Source organism: Brevibacillus borstelensis (genome assembly GCF_036700025.1).
Lineage (GTDB): Bacteria > Bacillota > Bacilli > Brevibacillales > Brevibacillaceae > Brevibacillus > Brevibacillus borstelensis.
Genome location: NZ_CP144922.1, coordinates 5,142,054 through 5,160,000, shown reverse-complemented (window position 1 = coordinate 5,160,000; position 17,947 = coordinate 5,142,054). Strand labels below are relative to the sequence as shown.

General features: G+C 53.5%; 11 protein-coding genes, 6 tRNA genes and 2 riboswitches. All 17 genes read left to right on the top strand.

The window, feature by feature from the left end; all coding sequences use genetic code 11:
- The first annotated feature begins 3 nt into the window (after positions 1–3).
- Positions 4–79 (top strand) — tRNA-Thr (locus V5G20_RS24700).
- Between the two features lie 4 nt (positions 80–83).
- Positions 84–158, top strand: a tRNA-Gln gene (locus tag V5G20_RS24695).
- 7 nt (positions 159–165) lie between these two features.
- Positions 166–241: transfer RNA gene (locus V5G20_RS24690), tRNA-Lys, on the top strand.
- A 33-nt stretch (positions 242–274) separates the two neighbouring features.
- A tRNA-Leu gene (locus V5G20_RS24685) sits at positions 275–356 on the top strand.
- Positions 357–403: 47 nt separating this feature from the next.
- Positions 404–479, top strand: a tRNA-Gly gene (locus tag V5G20_RS24680).
- Between the two features lie 4 nt (positions 480–483).
- Positions 484–560: transfer RNA gene (locus tag V5G20_RS24675), tRNA-Arg, on the top strand.
- Positions 561–826: 266 nt separating this feature from the next.
- Complete coding sequence (locus V5G20_RS24670) at positions 827–1,780, top strand: AAA family ATPase (protein ID WP_227278016.1); 954 nt, start codon at positions 827–829, stop codon at positions 1,778–1,780.
- A gap of 14 nt (positions 1,781–1,794) precedes the next feature.
- Positions 1,795–3,006, top strand: a complete 1,212-nt coding sequence (locus tag V5G20_RS24665) for a DUF58 domain-containing protein (protein WP_338462603.1) — start codon at positions 1,795–1,797, stop codon at positions 3,004–3,006.
- A complete protein-coding gene (locus V5G20_RS24660) occupies positions 3,006–5,501 on the top strand; it encodes a transglutaminaseTgpA domain-containing protein (protein WP_279041691.1) in 2,496 nt (831 codons plus the stop codon). The genes V5G20_RS24665 and V5G20_RS24660 overlap by 1 nt, the downstream gene beginning before the upstream one ends.
- Before the next feature lie 18 nt (positions 5,502–5,519).
- Positions 5,520–5,620: riboswitch (purine riboswitch) on the top strand.
- Positions 5,621–5,824: 204 nt separating this feature from the next.
- The gene (gene guaA, locus V5G20_RS24655) at positions 5,825–7,363 is read left to right on the top strand and encodes a glutamine-hydrolyzing GMP synthase (RefSeq protein WP_003389498.1); all 1,539 of its coding nucleotides are present in this window, start codon (positions 5,825–5,827) and stop codon (positions 7,361–7,363) included.
- A gap of 151 nt (positions 7,364–7,514) precedes the next feature.
- Positions 7,515–7,616: riboswitch (purine riboswitch) on the top strand.
- A 121-nt stretch (positions 7,617–7,737) separates the two neighbouring features.
- Entirely contained in the window at positions 7,738–9,108 is a 1,371-nt protein-coding gene (locus V5G20_RS24650; RefSeq protein ID WP_122957553.1) for an NCS2 family permease, read from the top strand.
- 359 nt (positions 9,109–9,467) lie between these two features.
- Positions 9,468–10,778 (top strand): histidine--tRNA ligase, encoded by a 1,311-nt coding sequence (locus V5G20_RS24645; protein WP_122957618.1) that lies wholly within the window; start codon positions 9,468–9,470, stop codon positions 10,776–10,778.
- Positions 10,779–10,829: 51 nt separating this feature from the next.
- The gene (locus V5G20_RS24640; protein ID WP_243014231.1) at positions 10,830–12,572 is read left to right on the top strand and encodes a M1 family metallopeptidase; all 1,743 of its coding nucleotides are present in this window, start codon (positions 10,830–10,832) and stop codon (positions 12,570–12,572) included.
- 19 nt (positions 12,573–12,591) lie between these two features.
- Entirely contained in the window at positions 12,592–14,346 is a 1,755-nt protein-coding gene (locus tag V5G20_RS24635) for a M1 family metallopeptidase (protein WP_171506111.1), read from the top strand.
- Positions 14,347–14,601: 255 nt separating this feature from the next.
- Positions 14,602–15,090, top strand: coding sequence for a 5-(carboxyamino)imidazole ribonucleotide mutase (purE, locus tag V5G20_RS24630; protein WP_003389491.1), 489 nt, complete (start codon positions 14,602–14,604; stop codon positions 15,088–15,090).
- Positions 15,087–16,268, top strand: a complete 1,182-nt coding sequence (gene purK / locus V5G20_RS24625) for a 5-(carboxyamino)imidazole ribonucleotide synthase (protein WP_003389490.1) — start codon at positions 15,087–15,089, stop codon at positions 16,266–16,268. The genes purE and purK overlap by 4 nt, the downstream gene beginning before the upstream one ends.
- On the top strand, positions 16,265–17,560 hold the full coding sequence (gene purB / locus V5G20_RS24620) for an adenylosuccinate lyase (protein ID WP_003389489.1): 1,296 nt from the start codon (positions 16,265–16,267) through the stop codon (positions 17,558–17,560). Before purK ends, purB begins: the two co-directional genes overlap by 4 nt.
- Positions 17,561–17,947: the final 387 nt, after the last annotated feature.

The following is a 17,947-nucleotide window of genomic DNA, read 5'->3' as shown; positions in this document are numbered from 1 at the left end:
CATGCCGGTGTAGCTCAATTGGTAGAGCACCTGACTTGTAATCAGGGGGTTGTGGGTTCAAGTCCTATCGCCGGCACCACTTTTGGGGTATAGCCAAGCGGTAAGGCAACGGACTTTGACTCCGTCATTCCTAGGTTCGAATCCTAGTACCCCAGCCACTTGTTTGAGCCATTAGCTCAGTTGGTAGAGCATCTGACTTTTAATCAGAGGGTCGAAGGTTCGAGTCCTTCATGGCTCACCAGTTTTTCAAAAATAACAGTTTCTCAATGTGCATGCGGGTGTGGCGGAATGGCAGACGCACCAGATTTAGGTTCTGGCGGGAGACCGTGGGGGTTCAAGTCCCTTCACCCGCACCATAGTGACCTTGAGACTGTTTATACGTTTTATATGTAATCACGATTATGCGGACGTAGCTCAATTGGTAGAGCGTCGCCTTGCCAAGGCGAAGGTCGCGGGTTCGAGCCCCGTCGTCCGCTCCATTTTGTGCCCTTAGCTCAGCTGGATAGAGCGTTTGACTACGAATCAAAAGGTCGGGAGTTCGAATCTCTCAGGGCACGCCATATGTGTAGATTACGACAACAGGGTAGGAATGCATCCTACCCTTTTTTTCATAGTTCATTTCACAATTTTACAAATATTAACGATTTTTTCCTTGTAACTTCAAGCGCATTATCTTACTTTAGGAATAGGTTTCCTCTCCACTGGATGAAGGTATCAGATAAAATGAAGAGAGAGTCGACCATCGGCCGTTCCTATTTGATGAAAAGGCCCTTATTACACGTGATTGCCGAAAAGGTAGAATACGTTGGAACAGGAGTTGTCATCCATGAACTCGATTAAACTCGATCATTCACATCCCTCTGTGGAAAAGTTGATTGCTAATATTGAAAAAGTACTGATTGGAAAGCGCTCCATTATTGAACTATGCGTGGCAGCCATATTGGCAAATGGCCATGTTTTGCTGGAAGATGTCCCTGGAGTCGGTAAAACCATGCTGGTTCGGTCTTTGGCGAGATCGATTGGCGGCGAATTTAAACGAATCCAGTTTACTCCCGACCTGCTGCCGACAGATGTAACAGGCGTAGCGATTTTCAATCAAAAAACGATGGAATTCGAGTTCCGTCCCGGACCGATCTTTGCCAATGTTATTTTGGCTGACGAGATCAACCGTACCTCTCCAAAGACACAGTCATCGCTGCTTGAGGCAATGGAGGAGCGTTCCGTTACCGTTGACGGCAATACCTACCGATTAAACAGCCCGTTTTTTGTAATGGCAACCCAAAACCCTTTGGAGTACGAGGGTACGTTTCCTTTGCCGGAAGCGCAGTTAGACCGCTTTTTGATGCAGCTGCGTCTTGGCTATCCGACCTTGGAGGAAGAGGTGCGGATGTTAAACAGGTTCTCCGGGGAAAACCCGCTCGACAGCCTGGAGCCCGTCGTTACAACAGAAGAGCTGTCTCAAATCCAGAAGCAGGTCGCCGCTGTCCGAGTGTCTGAAGGCGTTCAGGAGTACTTGGTACGCTTGTGCATGCGGACGAGAGAACACCATCAGGTGTACCTGGGCGTCAGCCCACGCGGGTCACTTGCCCTTTTCCGTGCGGTCCAGGCGTTGGCTTTCGTGCGTGGGCGAGATTATGTGATTCCGGATGACATCAAAGAACTGGTGCCGGTGACATTTGCTCATCGGATTATTTTGAAACCGGAGGCTCGGCTGGAGGGAGCTACGATCGACCGGATCCTATCGGCGATTCTATCGGAAACGCGTGTTCCGGTTAGCTGAGGCGGTGAACGTGCATGAAACAACAACGCTACGGGAAAATCAAAACCGCTGCACTTGTCCTCATTACGTTTGTGTTTGCCATGTTCCAGGGCGGGTTTGCCAGTTGGTTTTTGTTTTACAGCAGCCTGGTGTTTCTGGCTTATGAATTGTGTGTGTTTTTCATGATGTTCCGCTCGCTAGAGGTCGTCAGGGAAATCGACCGAAACCGCCTTCAGGAAGGCGAAGACGTCGTTGTAACGGTGCGTTTGCGCCGCCGTTTCTGGTTTCCTTTGGGCTGGAACGTAGTGATAGAACCGCTGCCAGACCGGCTGGCTGGTGTATTTGAGCCGCATCGGCAATTAATCTTTCCTTGGTTTAAAAGAGAAATAGAGTTTAAATACGTCATACCCGGACTGCCGCGGGGTTATTATTGTTTGACCGAATGTGTGTTGGGCGGGGGAGACTTCTTTGGATTTGTTGAAAGGAAAAAGACGGTCCCGGTCTTCAATGATTTCCTCGTTTACCCGTCCTATCAGGAGATGACGCATTGGGCACTGGGTGACGGGAGCTTCAGCGGGACTGTACACGTCGCTCATCGCCGTTCTGATGACGTAGCGGCAGTGCGAGGTGTCCGTGAATATCACCGTGGAGACAGACTGAGCCAAATTCATTGGCGCGCATCGGCACGCGGGACCGGTCTCAAGACAAAAGAATTTGAACACCAGGCGATGAACCAGGTGGTCTTTTTTCTGGATGTAGAAAAGGCTCACTACCAGGATCAAACGCCGCAATTGTTCGAGGCCGCCGTAAAACTGACCGCAAGTCTCGTCGCTTATGCCAATCGCAATCAGTATCATTACGGTTTGACGTACAAGCAAAAAGAGCGAATCGCGATACAACCAGCCTGTTCGCATACGCATTTTATCCGGATTTTTGACCAACTGGCACGGGTGATGGCGGAAGGTGTGGACAGCTTTGCCCGGATTGTGGGGCGGGAAGCGTTGGAGCAGCCTCTAGGCGTCACACTGGTCGTGATCACGCCACGCGTCGACAAGGAACTGGTAGCCAGGTTGGTACAGTTGTCTCAAAAAGGGCGGCATGTCCATCTACTGCGGATTCATGCACATGCGGTTCCGGCACCGGAGGAGAAGCAAGCTATTCAAATGCTGATGGCGAGCAAGGTAACGTGCAAATCGGTGCACCTGGATGATGTGGAAGACGGGAAGCGGATAGGAGGTGCCTCGTAATGAGTGTTTGGAGACGCCCCAAAGGAATGGAATGGCTTGCTGCCTTGTTTCTTTTTCTCATGCTGAGGGAGTGGCTGCTGCCTTTAAGCGAGCTGACCGATACCGGAACACTTTGGCCATTCTACATGATCGTTGCAGGTGTTTTGTTACTCGATCTGGTCGTTCCATACCGATGGCTGACCTTTCCTTTCAAGCTGCTCGGTATTTTATGGATCATTCATTCCGACTTTTTCACATCGTCGTTTTTGAGTACGGAATGGCTTTACAACATGTATGCAAGCCTGGTGCGCGATGTGCCGTTGGCTTTTCAGCAGGATTGGATTTCGATGTCTCTGATCTCCCGCAACCTGCTATTTGATCTCATGCTGGCCATACTGATTTCGATGGTCACCTATCTAGTTTTGGAACAGCGGCAGGGCCTTTGGTTTGTCTTTTTGACAGAGCTGTACTTGGCAGTGCTGGATACGTTTTTGCCTTATGAGGCGGACGGTGCGATCATCCGAACGCTGATCTACGGGTTTATGCTGCTGGCTGTCGCCCATCTGACAGCCATATCCAAGCGGGCCCCGATTGCGGGCAAAAAGCGTTGGACGCTGTGGAATACGTTGATCGCCCCGGTATTGATTCTGGCCATCGTAGTAAGTGTCGCCTACGCCGGCCCGAAAAAAGATGCCGTCTGGCCGGATCCGATCGCCTTTTTAACCGGAGGCGAGGAAGGGCCAGTTGGCACCATGAAAAAGGTCGGCTACGACAATAATGACGAAAACCTCGGTGGCCCCTTCCAACAGGATGAGGCGCTAGTCTTTGTTGCTATCACCAATGAGCGGACGTACTGGCGCGGCGACTCCAAGGATATTTACACAGGACGCGGCTGGCAAAAGGGAGAGCGGGAGTATGAGCCTATTTTGAACCTGCAAACCCATCAGTGGAAGCAAATGCTGTTTCATGGAACGGAAACAAAGGAAGTGCGGGCTACAATGGATTTTTCCAGAGGGGAACCGTATTTTACGATGTTTTATCCAGGGCAGTTGAAAAAGGTTGTAAGCATCGAGCCTGATAACGCCACGATGGTTTATGACAGAGCAAGCCAGCAAGTGGAGGTACGGGCCGGCAGAGTAGATATGAGAGCTCCGAGGGAGGAAGCCGAGCCAGAAGAGGGAGGCGTGCCACACCCGGGAGAAGCTCCGACCGGGCAGCCTGCAAGTGGCCAGGCAGTACAGCCGGGAGAAGCTCCGACCGGGCAGCCTGCAAGTGGTCGGGCAGTACAGCCGGGAGAAGCTCCGACCGGGCAGCCCGCAGGTGGCCAGGCAGTACAGCCGGGAGGAGCTCCGACCGGGCAGCCTGCAAGTGGTCAGGCAGTACAGCCGACAGAAGAACAGGGTGAACAAGCGACAGAATCTCAAAGCACAGGACAGAAGCGATCACTGCCGAGCCGTTTTCTGCTGAAGCCGGAGAAATATGAATTGGAAGCGGAAGTGCCGATTGTCAGCGAAAAGGCAATCATGCAAGCAGGTTCCACCTATCCGATTGACATCAAGCAACGCTACCTGCAGCTTCCTGGCGAGTTGCCCGACAGAGTGAAGGAGCTGGCTCTGGATGTCACCAAGAACGCAAACACTCCGTATGAAAAAGTGCGCGCGATCGAGAATTACCTCCGTACGGGAGGAGATTATAAATACGAGACCAAGGATGTGCCCGTACCGGCACCGGGGCAGGACTTCGTAGACCACTTTCTGTTTGACAGCCGCAGGGGCTACTGCGACCATTTCTCGACCTCGATGGCGGTCATGCTGCGATCGATCGGGATACCGGCACGCTGGGTCAAGGGATTTGCTCCGGGCAGCCGCGTAGGCACTGACAGCAATGGCAACGATGTCATCGAAGTTCGAAACAAGGACGCTCACTCCTGGGTAGAGGTCTACTTCCCTGGACAAGGCTGGATTCCGTTTGAAGCGACCAGCACTTTCTTGTCCCCTGTTCGCATCAAATACGATCTGAACTCATCGGAACAATCGGTAACCCTGCCGGTTCCGAATCTGCAAGAAAATACGGCAGCCGAACGGAGAAACAACCGACTAGACGAGCTTGAGGGCGCCGACAGCCCCACACAGGCAAGCTGGAAAATGCCGTGGCAAGCAAAAGCGGCAGCGCTTGTGTTGCTGGCAGCCGGTGCTTATCTGGCCTGGAGGAAGAAACGGGTTATCACGTATTGGTGGCTTCAGCGTCAAATGAGAAGTCATCCAAACGAGCACTACTCGGATCGATATAAACTGCTGCTTCAGATGATTCAGCATCTGCATTCACGACGGGAACCGGGTGAGACTTTGCGGGAGTACGTGAAGAGAATTGCTCTGACCGGTGACAAACGTCAAGACCTGCAGTACCTCACTCACCTGTATGAGCGTCTCTATTATGGGTGCAGGGAAATGGAGGAAAAGGCCCGTTCGATTGCACAGCAACTGATTGATCGGCTTACCCAGCAATTGAAGCCTTGAACTATTACCTTCAGTCTGCTAGAATTTCCTTCGAATACTCGTATAGTATCAGGAATTGGCCTGACAGTTTCTACCGCTCGACCGTAAATCGGGCGACTACGAGGTGAGGACTTCGGATTTTTGTACATGCAACCGCAAAAGTGTACACAAACTGGGACTCTGCCTCCGTTTTGTTTTATCGGAGGCAATGGTCCCGGTTTTTTTACAACCTTGGACGGTTGGGAAACGAAAATGCGTTTACGTTCCCAATCTCGCGGTGCATGAGCTTGGCCAAGGTGAAATTATCGGTAACAACCTGGCGGAAACAGGAGAAGGAGGATCACATGAGCAAGCCAATGGAAATGGTCGTCGTACTGGATTTCGGGGGACAATACAACCAGTTGATCGCCCGTCGCGTACGGGATCTTGGGGTGTACAGCGAGCTGGTCGCTTACAATACACCTGTTGAAAAAATCAAGGAAATGCAGCCAAAGGGGATTATTTTCTCCGGCGGACCTGCCAGTGTGTATGAGGAAGGCGCACCGAAAGTAGATCCGGCTATTTTTGATCTGGATGTGCCGGTACTGGGGATTTGCTACGGCATGCAGCTGATGAGCCACATGCTGGAAGGAAAAGTGGAGCGCGCCGGCAAACGGGAATACGGAAAAGCCGAGCTTCGTCTGCAGCAACCGCACAGCCTGTACGAAAAATGGGGAGAAAATGAAGTGGTCTGGATGAGCCACTCCGACAAGGTCGTGGAGCTGCCGGCCGGTTTCCGGATCGATGCAGTCAGCGACAGCTGTCCCGTGGCAGCCATCAGCCATCCTGAGCGCAAGCTGTACGGGGTACAGTTCCATCCGGAAGTGCGCCATACGGTAAAAGGAAACGAGTTCATCGCCAACTTCCTGTTTGAGATTTGCGGTTGCGAAGGCAACTGGAGCATGACCACGTTTATCGACGATGAGATCAAAAAGATCCGCGAGACGGTTGGAGACAAAAAGGTTCTGTGCGCTTTGAGCGGCGGGGTCGACTCCTCGGTCGTAGCGGCTTTGATTCACAAGGCGATCGGCGATCAACTGACTTGCATGTTCGTAGACCATGGCTTGCTCCGCAAGGGAGAAGCGGAAGGCGTCATGGAGACATTCGCGAATAAATTCTCGATGAATGTCATCAAAATTGACGCTCGCGAACGTTTCCTAAACAAATTGAAAGGCGTAACCGATCCAGAGCAAAAACGCAAAATCATCGGTAACGAATTTATTTACGTGTTTGACGAGGAAGCAAGCAAGCTGAAAGACATGGATTTCCTTGCCCAGGGCACACTCTATACCGACATCGTGGAAAGCGGTACGGCTACTGCCCACACCATCAAGTCTCACCACAACGTTGGCGGGCTGCCAGAGGATATGACCTTCACCTTGATCGAGCCGTTGAAAACACTGTTTAAGGACGAAGTCCGCAAGCTGGGAACAGAACTCGGATTGCCGGATGAAATCGTATGGCGTCAGCCGTTCCCGGGACCAGGTCTTGGCATTCGTGTATTGGGCGAAGTTACAGAAGAAAAACTGGAGATCGTTCGTGAATCGGATGCTATCCTGCGCGAAGAGATCGCGAAAGCAGGTCTGGATCGAGAAATTTGGCAATACTTCACGGCACTGCCGGATATGAAAAGTGTCGGAGTAATGGGTGACGTTCGTACGTATTCCTACACAGTCGGGATTCGGGCCGTTACCTCCATTGATGGAATGACTGCAGACTGGGCTCGGATTCCGTGGGATCTGCTGGAGAAAATCTCCACCCGGATTGTCAATGAAGTGGAGAACGTGAACCGAGTCGTGTACGACATCACGTCCAAACCGCCAGCAACTATCGAGTGGGAGTAAATTTTCGTTCGGAATTGGGGACAAGCTGTGAGAATGGCAGGAAGGTCCTCATCTGAAATGCAATAAAACCGGATATTGATTGATCAGAGATTTTTATCGTTCGTATTTTCCGTTGACAACCTCTTTTCTTCCTGCTAAACTTTTCGTTGTGAAAAGGTAAATAAGGAAGGTTCGTATATTCTCGGGAATAGGGCTCGGGAGTTTCTACGAGGTCGCCGCAAACGACCTGGCTACGAACAAGACATCAACGGGGATATTGAAACGTTAAGGTACTCATTTTATTTATGGTTTCCCGTCTGTTTTGTTCGGTAGTCGAGGTGTATGGTTGCGCCTCGGCTTTTTATTTACCGAAAAATATCTGGGGGGACATTCCGGTGCGGAAGTACTTCGAATTTGACAAGCTAGGCACCAATTATCGTCGTGAAACGATTGCAGGTATCACTACATTTCTCGCAATGGCCTACATTTTGGCTGTCAATCCGTTCATCCTCAGCGGGGCCGATCTGCCGCCTGAGCTGAAAGCGAACTATCCGGAATTTGGAGCCATTTTTACAGCCACAGCGCTGGCAGCAGCGATTGGTACACTCGTCATGGCGTTTGTCGGCCGTTTGCCGATCGCCCAGGCGCCGGGGATGGGACTCAACGCGTTCTTTACGTATACAGCTGTTCTGACGATGGGGATTCCCTGGCAGCAGGCCTTGGCGGGGGTTTTTGTCTCCTGTACGATTTTTTTGCTCCTGTCGCTCACTGGCATTCGGGAAGCGATTGTAAACTCCATCCCTCAGGGGCTAAAGTACGCGGTGTCCGCTGGGATTGGGCTGTTTATCGCATTTATCGGTTTGAAAAACGCGGGTATTATTATCGCCAGTGACGCGACAGTCGTGACACTCGGCCATTTGACCTTCCATCCGGATATGGATGCCGCGCAGGTATTGGCTGTGAAAAATGCTTTGCTGGCTGTTTTCGGTCTGGTTTTGACGGCAGTCCTGATGGCTCGCCGGGTAAATGCCGCGATTTTCGTCGGGATGGTTGTGACGGCGATCGTGGGGATGATTTTCGGGATTGTGGAACTTCCGAAACAGGTCGTCGACACGCCGCCAAGCCTTGCTCCAACCTTTGGTGCAGCTTTCCAGTATCTTGGCGATTTTTCTACGTTGTTTAGCGCGAAAATGCTGATTGTCGTTTTCACTTTCCTGTTTGTTGACTTTTTCGATGCGACAGGAACACTGCTTGGAGTAGCGAGCCAGGCAGGCTTGCTGAAGGATGGCAAGCTGCCTCGTCCGGGAAGCGCACTGGCTTCCGACGCGATTGCCGGTATGGCGGGAGCGATCCTCGGAACGTCGACTACGACCAGCTACGTCGAATCGACGGCAGGCGTCGCAGCGGGCGGCCGGACAGGCTTTGCCTCAGTTGTAACCGGGATCATGTTTCTTCTGGCTCTGTTCTTTTTCCCTCTGCTCTCCGTCGTGACGGAAGCTGTGACAGCGCCAGCGCTCGTGATCGTAGGTGTACTGATGGCGTCTCACATGGCCCAGATCGCGTGGAGCGAAATGGACGAAGCGTTCCCGGCGTTCCTGACGGTCCTGATGATGCCGCTGACCTACAGCATCGCTTCCGGAATCGCGGCAGGCTTCATCACTTACCCGGTGATCAAGGTGTTGAAGGGCAAAGGTCGCGAGGTTCATCCAGTCATGTACGCGCTGTTCTTCGTCTTCCTGGCGTATTTTATCTTCCTGAGAGAATAGATGGACAAAAGGTCAACCGGTTGTCGCCTGAGTGGCGGCAGCCGGTTTTTTATTGTGCAGGGGACAAGCTTGATTCTTGCGCCGCGGCTACTGCGTGTTGTATGATAGGAAAAATTCTGCTCAGGAGGGATGGACCGATGATCGGTCTTCGCACATTCCTTCAACTGCATCACCATCATTAGAGCGTTTGTATCTACGGAAATGAAATTTTCCGCAGGTGCAAGCGCTGTTTGTGCTTGGTGCCTGCGGTGGCAGAAGGAAAGCCATGCGGGCATTTGATGTCTCCGCATGGCTTTTTTGCCGTTTCCGGAGAAGGAAAAGAAGCAGACTGGGAAGCAAATGAAAAGGAGGAACAGTTTATGGAAGGGATTTTGCGCAATGTCAAAGGGACAAGGGATTTTATGCCGGAGGAACAGGGGCTTCGCAATACGATCCGGAGGACGCTGGAGGAAGTATTTGCCTCGCACGGCTGCAAGCCGCTGGAGACGCCGATGCTGCAGCATTACGATCTGCTCGCTTCGAAATACGGGGGAGGGGCGGAAATCCTCAAAGAGGTGTACAGGCTGACCGATCAGGGGGAACGCGATTTGGCGCTGCGCTATGATTTGACCGTCCCTCTCGCCAAAGTCGTCGGGATGAATCCTGAAATGCGGCTGCCGTTTAAACGGTATGAAATCGGCAAGGTGTTTCGCGACGGTCCGGTCAAGCCGGGGCGGTTCCGCGAGTTCATCCAGTGTGATGTAGATATCATCGGGACGACCTCCATGCTGGCGGAAGCCGAGTTGATCAGCATGACATTTGAGGCTTTTGCGCGGCTCGGTTTGGACGTGTACATCCAGGTGAACAACCGCAAGCTGTTGTCCGGCTTGCTTCAGGTGATGGGGATCGCGGAGGAGCAGGCAGCAGATGTGATGCTATCGCTTGACAAGCTGGAAAAAATCGGCGTAGATGGCGTCTGCGACGATTTGCGGGAGCGGCAAATCGAGGAGCCGGTAATAGCGAAGATCGCCGATTTTTTGCGCAATGGGGAACGGAGTCTCGATGGATTGGCAAACAGGTACGACGAGCAATTGGTACAGGAGGGCGCAGCCGAGCTGCAGGAGCTGTTTGCCCTTTTGCAAGAAGCGGGTGTGGCCGGAGAGGTTCGGTTTACCCCCTTTTTGGCCCGGGGCCTTAGCATCTACACGGGTACGGTGTACGAAATCTTTTTGAAGGACGGCAGAATCACCTCCAGCATTGGCAGCGGGGGGAGGTACGACAAGATTATCGGCCAGTTTCTGGGGGACGGACGGGAGTATCCGGCCGTGGGCATCTCATATGGACTGGACGTCATTTTGACGGCACTCACGATGGGCGACAGCCCTTTTGAAGCCCGCAGTGCAGATGTCTTTGTCATTCCGCTCGGGACAGAAGCAGAGGCGTTGGGACTGGCAAACCTCATTCGCAAATCGACCAGTCTGCGGATAGAGGTAGAGCTCATGGGACGCCGCTTGAAAAAAGCGCTGGACTACGCCAACAAGGAGCGAATCCCGTATGTGCTGATTTTCGGGGAAAATGAGCGGGCTGCCGGGACGGTGGTCGTCAAGAATATGATCAGCGGCGAGGAGCGGACAATTCGCATCAAAGATGAAAAGGACTGGCCCTCCATTTTTACCCAAATGCAGGCTTAGCGAAACAGTGGAGATCGTGTAGGATAGAAGACAAGAAAAGGGGGAGATGCGGTGAGAAGCCGGGTGGAGAGGCTCGTTTCGGTGAAAGCTGTCTATGTGGTATTGGTCGTCAGTATGAGTTTTGTGGGGATTTTTCCTGCCGGAGGAGCGGCTTTTGCAAAGCGGGCCGCGGCTTCGGCAGGTGCGGGAGATACTCCTGGAGGCACCAGGCTTGCTGCGGCAAAAAATAGCGGTATGAGCGAGAGCGAGAATGCTGCCGACAGCTTGGAAAAGAGCGTTGCCGTGTCCCCGACGGCGGGGCAAGCGACGGAGGACATGACTTCTTATGCGGCTGATGTGAAAATCGATCCGGCAAGCAAGACAGCAACCGGCAGCGTCCACATCCGGTTTGCGCCGAGAGACCCGGATTATGTGTATTTGCACCTGTATCCTTTGGCGTTTACCGAGAAAAAATCAGGGGGGCTTTGGCTAGAAATTTTAGGAAAAAATGCCGTGCCCGGAACGTATCATATTACCAAACTGGTCGTCCAAGGAAAGCCTGCTTCCTATCAGATCGACGGAACGGTCGTGAAGGTAGGGCTCGGAAAGGCTGTCAGCGCTAAAGAAGGCGAACTACAATACGCACAAGCAAGTACACAAGCAGGTTTACAAGCGACTGCCCAAGCGACTGCCCAAGCAACTACCCAACCAATCGACCTGGAGCTGGATTTCGAGATGACGCTGCCCCTCAACATGGGGCGGATGTCGTATGACGAGCATGCGATCTGGCTCGGAAATTGGCTGCCGGTACTGGCGGTGTACGATGCCTCTGGCTGGCATCTGGACCCTTATGGACCGGTGGGTGATCCTTTTTATACGGAAACGGCGAATTACCAGGTACAACTGACGATCCCTGCCGGGTACCAATTCGTCAGTACGGCGACGGACCGGAATATAGCGGGAAAAGAGCTTCAGACGGGTGAAATCACCTACAGCTTGCAGGCAAAGCGGGTTCGAGACTTTTCGCTCGTCATTATGGACAACACCTATCAGCATGCGGAGACGCCTGTAGGGAATACATGGGTACGCAGCTGGTGGCGTCAGGGTGATTCGGCGGGACAAGTGAAGCGGAACCACGAAGCGGCGGTGAAAGCCCTCGCATACTTTCAGGCTCAGTTTGGCGCCTATCCGTATCCGGAGTACGATACGGTGAGAATCGGCGGCAATATCAATGGCATGGAGTATCCAGGCATCGTTTTTCTGGACGGCTCCCACTACCAAGGCGATCACCTGTCATCGATCCCCACAGTTGTTCACGAGACGGCCCATCAGTGGTTTTATGGTCTCGTGGGGAACAATCAGGTAGAAGAGGCATGGCTTGACGAAGGCTTGGCAGAATACGCCTCCCTCGCCTTTATGGTAAATGCCTATCCGGAGCTGGCCGGCGAGCAGGTAGTGGGCCGAATGGTCAGAGGGACGACAGGCTTTTATGACAAAAAAGGGCTCAAGCCGTGGATGGCGCTGTCCCGTTTCCCTGATAACGAGAGCTACAGCAATCTGGTCTATTCCCGGACGACGACCATGCTCTGGCTGCTCCGGGAAGCGTGGGGAGAACAGCGTCTTCACGCAATGCTGAGGCGCTTTGTGGCTGCCCATCAGCACGGGATCGCGACGGGGAAAGGATGGGTGGAAGCGCTGACGGCAGAAGCCGGTGAAGATGCCAGCCCATTTATCAAATACTGGCTGCTGCTGGACAGAAGTCAAGAACAGGCGGCGGAGGCCTGGCTGGATCGGCAGCGGGCAGCAAAGCGGTAAGATATGAGGGGGATCGCTCATGAGACGGAAGGGATGGATGCTCCTGGCAGCAGCAGGGGCAGGTTTGACGGCTCTTCTGTTGGCACAGCCGTGGAAGGATCAGGCGAGGGCCGATACCGTGAAGCCGGAGCAGATTCCGGCGCATACGACGTACACCGGAGACGTCCGGATTGATCCGAAAAATCACACCGTTTCCGGGAAGCTGTCTGTTCGATTTTTTTCAACGGACAGTCAGGCGATGTTTCACCTGTACCCCAATGCGTTTCATCCCCAGGCAGATTTGAGCGATCCCAACTGGCAGCAGATTCTCGGAAAGCAGACAGAACCGGGAAGAATGCGGATCATGGATGTCCGTGCAGATGGAAAGACTGCTGCATTTCGGACGGCGGGACCGACGGAGAACATTTTGCAGGTAGCGTTGCCTGAGACTTTGCAGACCAATGGCGGGCAGACGAATGAAAAGCGGCTGACCAATGAAGAGCAGCAAAGCAATGAAGAGCAGCAAAGCAATGAAGAGCAGCAAAGCAATGAAGAGCAGACCAACGCCAGGCAGACCAGCGATAAGCAAATTACACAAGAGCAAGTAAACCCGAACCAGTCCGATGTCAGGTCCGCTGGAACGGTTCAATCCGGCAAGCAAACCTCCCGCCTGAGGGAAGTAGAGATTGAATTTCAGCTCAAACTCCCTCGCAACAATGGGCGCCTGTCCTACAACGGTCACGCCATGTGGCTGGGCAATTGGCTGCCGATGCTGGCAGTGCGCGAAAAGGGAGAATGGCGGTTGGACCCGTACTATCCGATGGGCGACCCGTTCTATAGCGAGATGGCTCATTACCATCTGAAGGTCCATCTGCCGGAGGGCTACCTTTTGGCGACGAGCGGGACGGAAAGCCAGGCTGTCGTCACGCGGAAACGTCCGCAAAAAGAAGCAGCCTACGAGATTGATGCGTGGAATATCAGGGATTTTGCATTGGTCGTGATGGATGACAGCTACAGGCAGACGACCAGTCAGGTGAACGGGACCACCATCCGGACATGGTGGCAGGAGGGGGACGATCCGGAAACAGTAGCCCGTCTTCACGAGACAGCGGCCGAGTCAATCCGCTATTTTGGCCAGCAGTTTGGCAGGTACCCGTATTCGGAATACGACGTGGTCAAGACAGGAGGCTTTTTCGGAGGGATGGAGTATCCCGGGATTTCCTTTATCCAGGGGGACTTTTTTGCTTCACAATATGGTCCAAACGGGATGGGGACAGCGGTAGTGGCGCACGAAACGGCCCATCAGTGGTTCTACGGTCTGGTCGGGAGCGACGAGATTCGCGAGGCATGGGTAGACGAAAGCCTCGCCGATTATGCCACGATGGCGTTCCTGGAGGATGGTCCGGTGTCTGGCGGCGGAAGCTATTTGGCCTACCGGAGGGAACGGGCCAGGCAGTCGGATGCCTACGCAAAACAAGGATTGGATGTCTGGCTGCCGCTGGACCGTTTTCCCGACTGGAAGAGCTACAGCGATCTGGTCTATGCCAGAGGCGGGATGATGTGGTGGACACTGCGGTCGGAGTGGGGGAAAGACCGGCTGCATCAAATGTTGCGCGAGTACGTCCAAAACCATCAATACAGCCAGGCAACTGGAGGGGAGCTTGTCAAAATGCTCTCAGAAGCTGCCGGAGAGAATGCGGCGCCGTTTGTCGACTACTGGCTCAGGCTGGATTTGGAAAAAAAGAGCGAGGCGGATGCCTGGATGAAAAGAGGAAGGCTTTCTCGGATGTTCTAAAGGCGAATGTTATTTCATTTACCATTGTTTATCGTTCGGTTTGTCTGTTGACAGTCCAGCTTTTCCCCTGTTACACTAAACATGTTGAAAAAGATAGCAAGCCCAGGCGCTCCTGTTCATGATTGTGAAAGGATCGGTTGGGTTTTGTCGTTGAATGGGCGTGAAACGAGTGGCCAAAGTTCATTTCTATGTGAAGCAGTGGCCCCGTTTTCTATGATAAGATAGGACATTGACGGAAGAGGGGCGAAGTAGACAATGGTCAAACCGTTGGTTGGTGTCATCATGGGCAGTACGTCGGATTGGGAAACGATGCAGGATGCCTGCGCTATTCTGGAGGAGCTGCAGGTTCCGTATGAAAAGAAAGTGGTATCCGCTCACAGAACGCCTGACTTGATGTTTGCCTATGCCGAAGGGGCGAAGCAGCGGGGGCTGGAAGTCATTATCGCGGGAGCGGGCGGTGCGGCCCATCTGCCCGGCATGGTGGCAGCGAAGACCGAACTCCCTGTCATCGGCGTTCCGGTCAAATCGTCTACCTTGAACGGACTAGATTCTCTGCTCTCGATCGTCCAGATGCCGGGCGGTGTACCAGTGGCTACCGTTGCCATCGGCAAAGCCGGTGCAGTCAACGCGGGACTGCTGGCCGCGCAAATTCTCGGGATCAAGTACCCCGAAATTCAGGAGCGCTTCGTGGCCAGAAGAGAGGCCGTGCGCGACAAGGTATTGGGGGATAGTGATCTGGCATGATGAAACGAACCGAGACACTACCGAAACAGAACAATCCGATAAAGCCCGGAGCGACCATTGGCATTTTGGGCGGAGGTCAATTGGGACGCATGATCGCACTTGCTGGACGAGCCATGGGCTATCGATTCGTTACGCTGGACCCGACGGAGGATGCGCCGTGCGGACAGACCGCAGACAGACAAATTGTCGCCCGCTACGACGATGTGGAGGCGGCTTTGGAGCTTGCCCAGGCGAGCGATGTCATCAGCTACGAATTTGAAAACGTGGACGCGCAGGTGGCCGAGGTGCTGGAATCCCGTTCCTATGTGCCACAGGGAAGCCGCCTGCTGCGCATTACGCAGCATCGCATTCGCGAGAAGACAGCGATCCGCGATCTGGGCATCCCGGTCGCGCCGTTTCGCGTCGTCGACAGCGCAGACAGCCTGCGGCAGGCCGTAGGGGAACTGGGCTTGCCAGCGGTGATGAAGACGGCAACCGGCGGATACGACGGGAAAGGACAGTGGGTATTGCGGTCCATGGACGAGATTGACACAGCGTACGAAACGCTTTCCAAAGCAGGGACAGAGCTGATCGTGGAAAAATTCGTCCCCTTTGTCATGGAGCTGTCCGTCATCGCCGCCCGCAATCCATCCGGCGAGCTGGCTGTATTCCCGGCGGCGGAAAACGTGCATGTGGACAATATTCTGCACCTCTCCATCGTACCGGCCCGCGTTCCCGAAGAGGTGCGCGTACGGGCTGAAGAGATCGCCCGCACCATCGCGGAAAAGCTCGACGTGGTCGGACTGATCGCCGTCGAGATGTTTCTTTCAGCAAACGGGGAACTCTATGTAAATGAACTGGCGCCTCGCCCGCATAATTCCGGACACTATACGATGGACGCCTGCGTCACATCGCAATTCGAGCAGCATGTGCGGGCCGTCTGCAATCTGCCGCTGGGATCGACGGAGCTCTTGTCACCGGTGGTCATGGCCAATATACTGGGAGAGCACCTGGAGCCTGTGCTGGAGCGGATCGAACGCCTGCCCCGTACCGCCAAGCTGCATCTGTACGGCAAAGCGGACAGCAAGCCCAAGCGGAAAATGGGCCATATCAACGTACTGGCGCCCACAGTGGAAGAGGCGCTGGCAGAAATCGAACGGCTGGAAATATGGACGAATAAAGCGGAGGGACAACAATGATCGAACGTTATTCAAGACCGGAGATGCGTGCCATCTGGACAGAGGAAAACAAATTCAAGGCATGGCTGGAAGTAGAGATTCTCGCTTGCGAAGCGTGGTCCAAGCTGGGCGTCATCCCCGCCGAAGACGTGAAAAAGCTGCGTGAAAACGCCGGCTTTGACATCAAGCGTATTTATGAAATCGAGGAAGAAACCCGTCACGACGTGGTGGCCTTTACCCGTGCTGTGTCGGAGACGCTGGGCGAGGAGAAAAAATGGGTCCACTACGGCCTGACCTCTACCGATGTCGTCGATACGGCACTCTCCTATCTGATTCGCCAGGCAAACGAGATTCTGGAAAAGGACCTGGAGGACTTCATTCAGATTTTGGCAGACAAGGCCCGGGAGCACAAGGATACCGTCATGATGGGCCGCACCCACGGCGTCCACGCGGAGCCGACTACGTTCGGGCTGAAGCTGGCGCTCTGGCACGAGGAAATGAAGCGGAACCTCGCCCGTTTCCGCTCGGCGAAAAAAGAAATCGCGTACGGCAAAATCTCCGGCGCTGTCGGCACCTACGCCAACATCGACCCGTTCGTCGAGAAGTACGTATGCGAGCAGCTTGGCCTGGAACCGGCGCCAATCTCCACCCAGACCCTGCAGCGCGACCGTCATGCGGAGTACATGGCGACACTGGCTTTGATCGCCACCTCGCTGGACAAGTTTGCCACCGAGATTCGCGGTTTGCAAAAAAGCGAGATGCGCGAGGTGGAGGAGGCTTTCGCCAAGGGCCAAAAAGGCTCTTCCGCGATGCCGCACAAGCGCAACCCGATCGGCTGCGAGAACATCTCCGGTCTGGCCCGCGTGATTCGCGGACATATGCTCTCCGCCTACGAGAACGTTCCGCTCTGGCATGAGCGCGACATCTCCCATTCGTCGGTCGAGCGCGTCATTTTGCCGGATGCAACACAACTTCTGAACTACATGCTGCGCCGCTTCATGAACATCGTGAAAAACCTGACTGTATTCCCGGAAAACATGAAGCGCAACATGGACCGCACATTTGGCCTGATCTACTCGCAGCAAGTAATGCTGAAGCTGATCGAAAAGGGCATGAGCCGCGAACAGGCTTACGACACCGTACAGCCGCGGGCGATGCAGGCATGGGAAGAGCAGCGTTCCTTCCGAGCGATTTTGGAGGAGGACGAGACCGTGACCTCGACGCTGAGCAAGGAAGAGCTGGATGATTGTTTCGATTACCGCTACCATTTGAAGCATGTGGATACGATTTTCCAGCGGTTAGGCTTGATTTGAAAAAGAACAAAGTGATTTGAAGACCTGACATAATAAAGAAGAAGGATAAAGACACTCCTGATCAGCAGCCATTGGGTAACCAGTAAGCCACTGCTGCGTTAAGGGGTGTTTTTCATGTTTTAAACGTTCTCTGGCAAAAGGATTTCATCCCGTACATGGTGGGATGATTAAAATCTAGCAAGGATATGTCGAAAAATGATAGAAATTGTAAATAAATGAATAGATTCAATTTATTTACAATTCAGTATTTTTGTACTAGTATAAAAATCAGGGAGGTGAATCATCATGTTCCAAAAAATTTCCAATCTGTTTGGCGTGTCGCCAATGTACGTGCCTTGCGCTGACTCCGGCTTCATTGCTGGCCCGAAGTATGTTTGCGAGTATGTC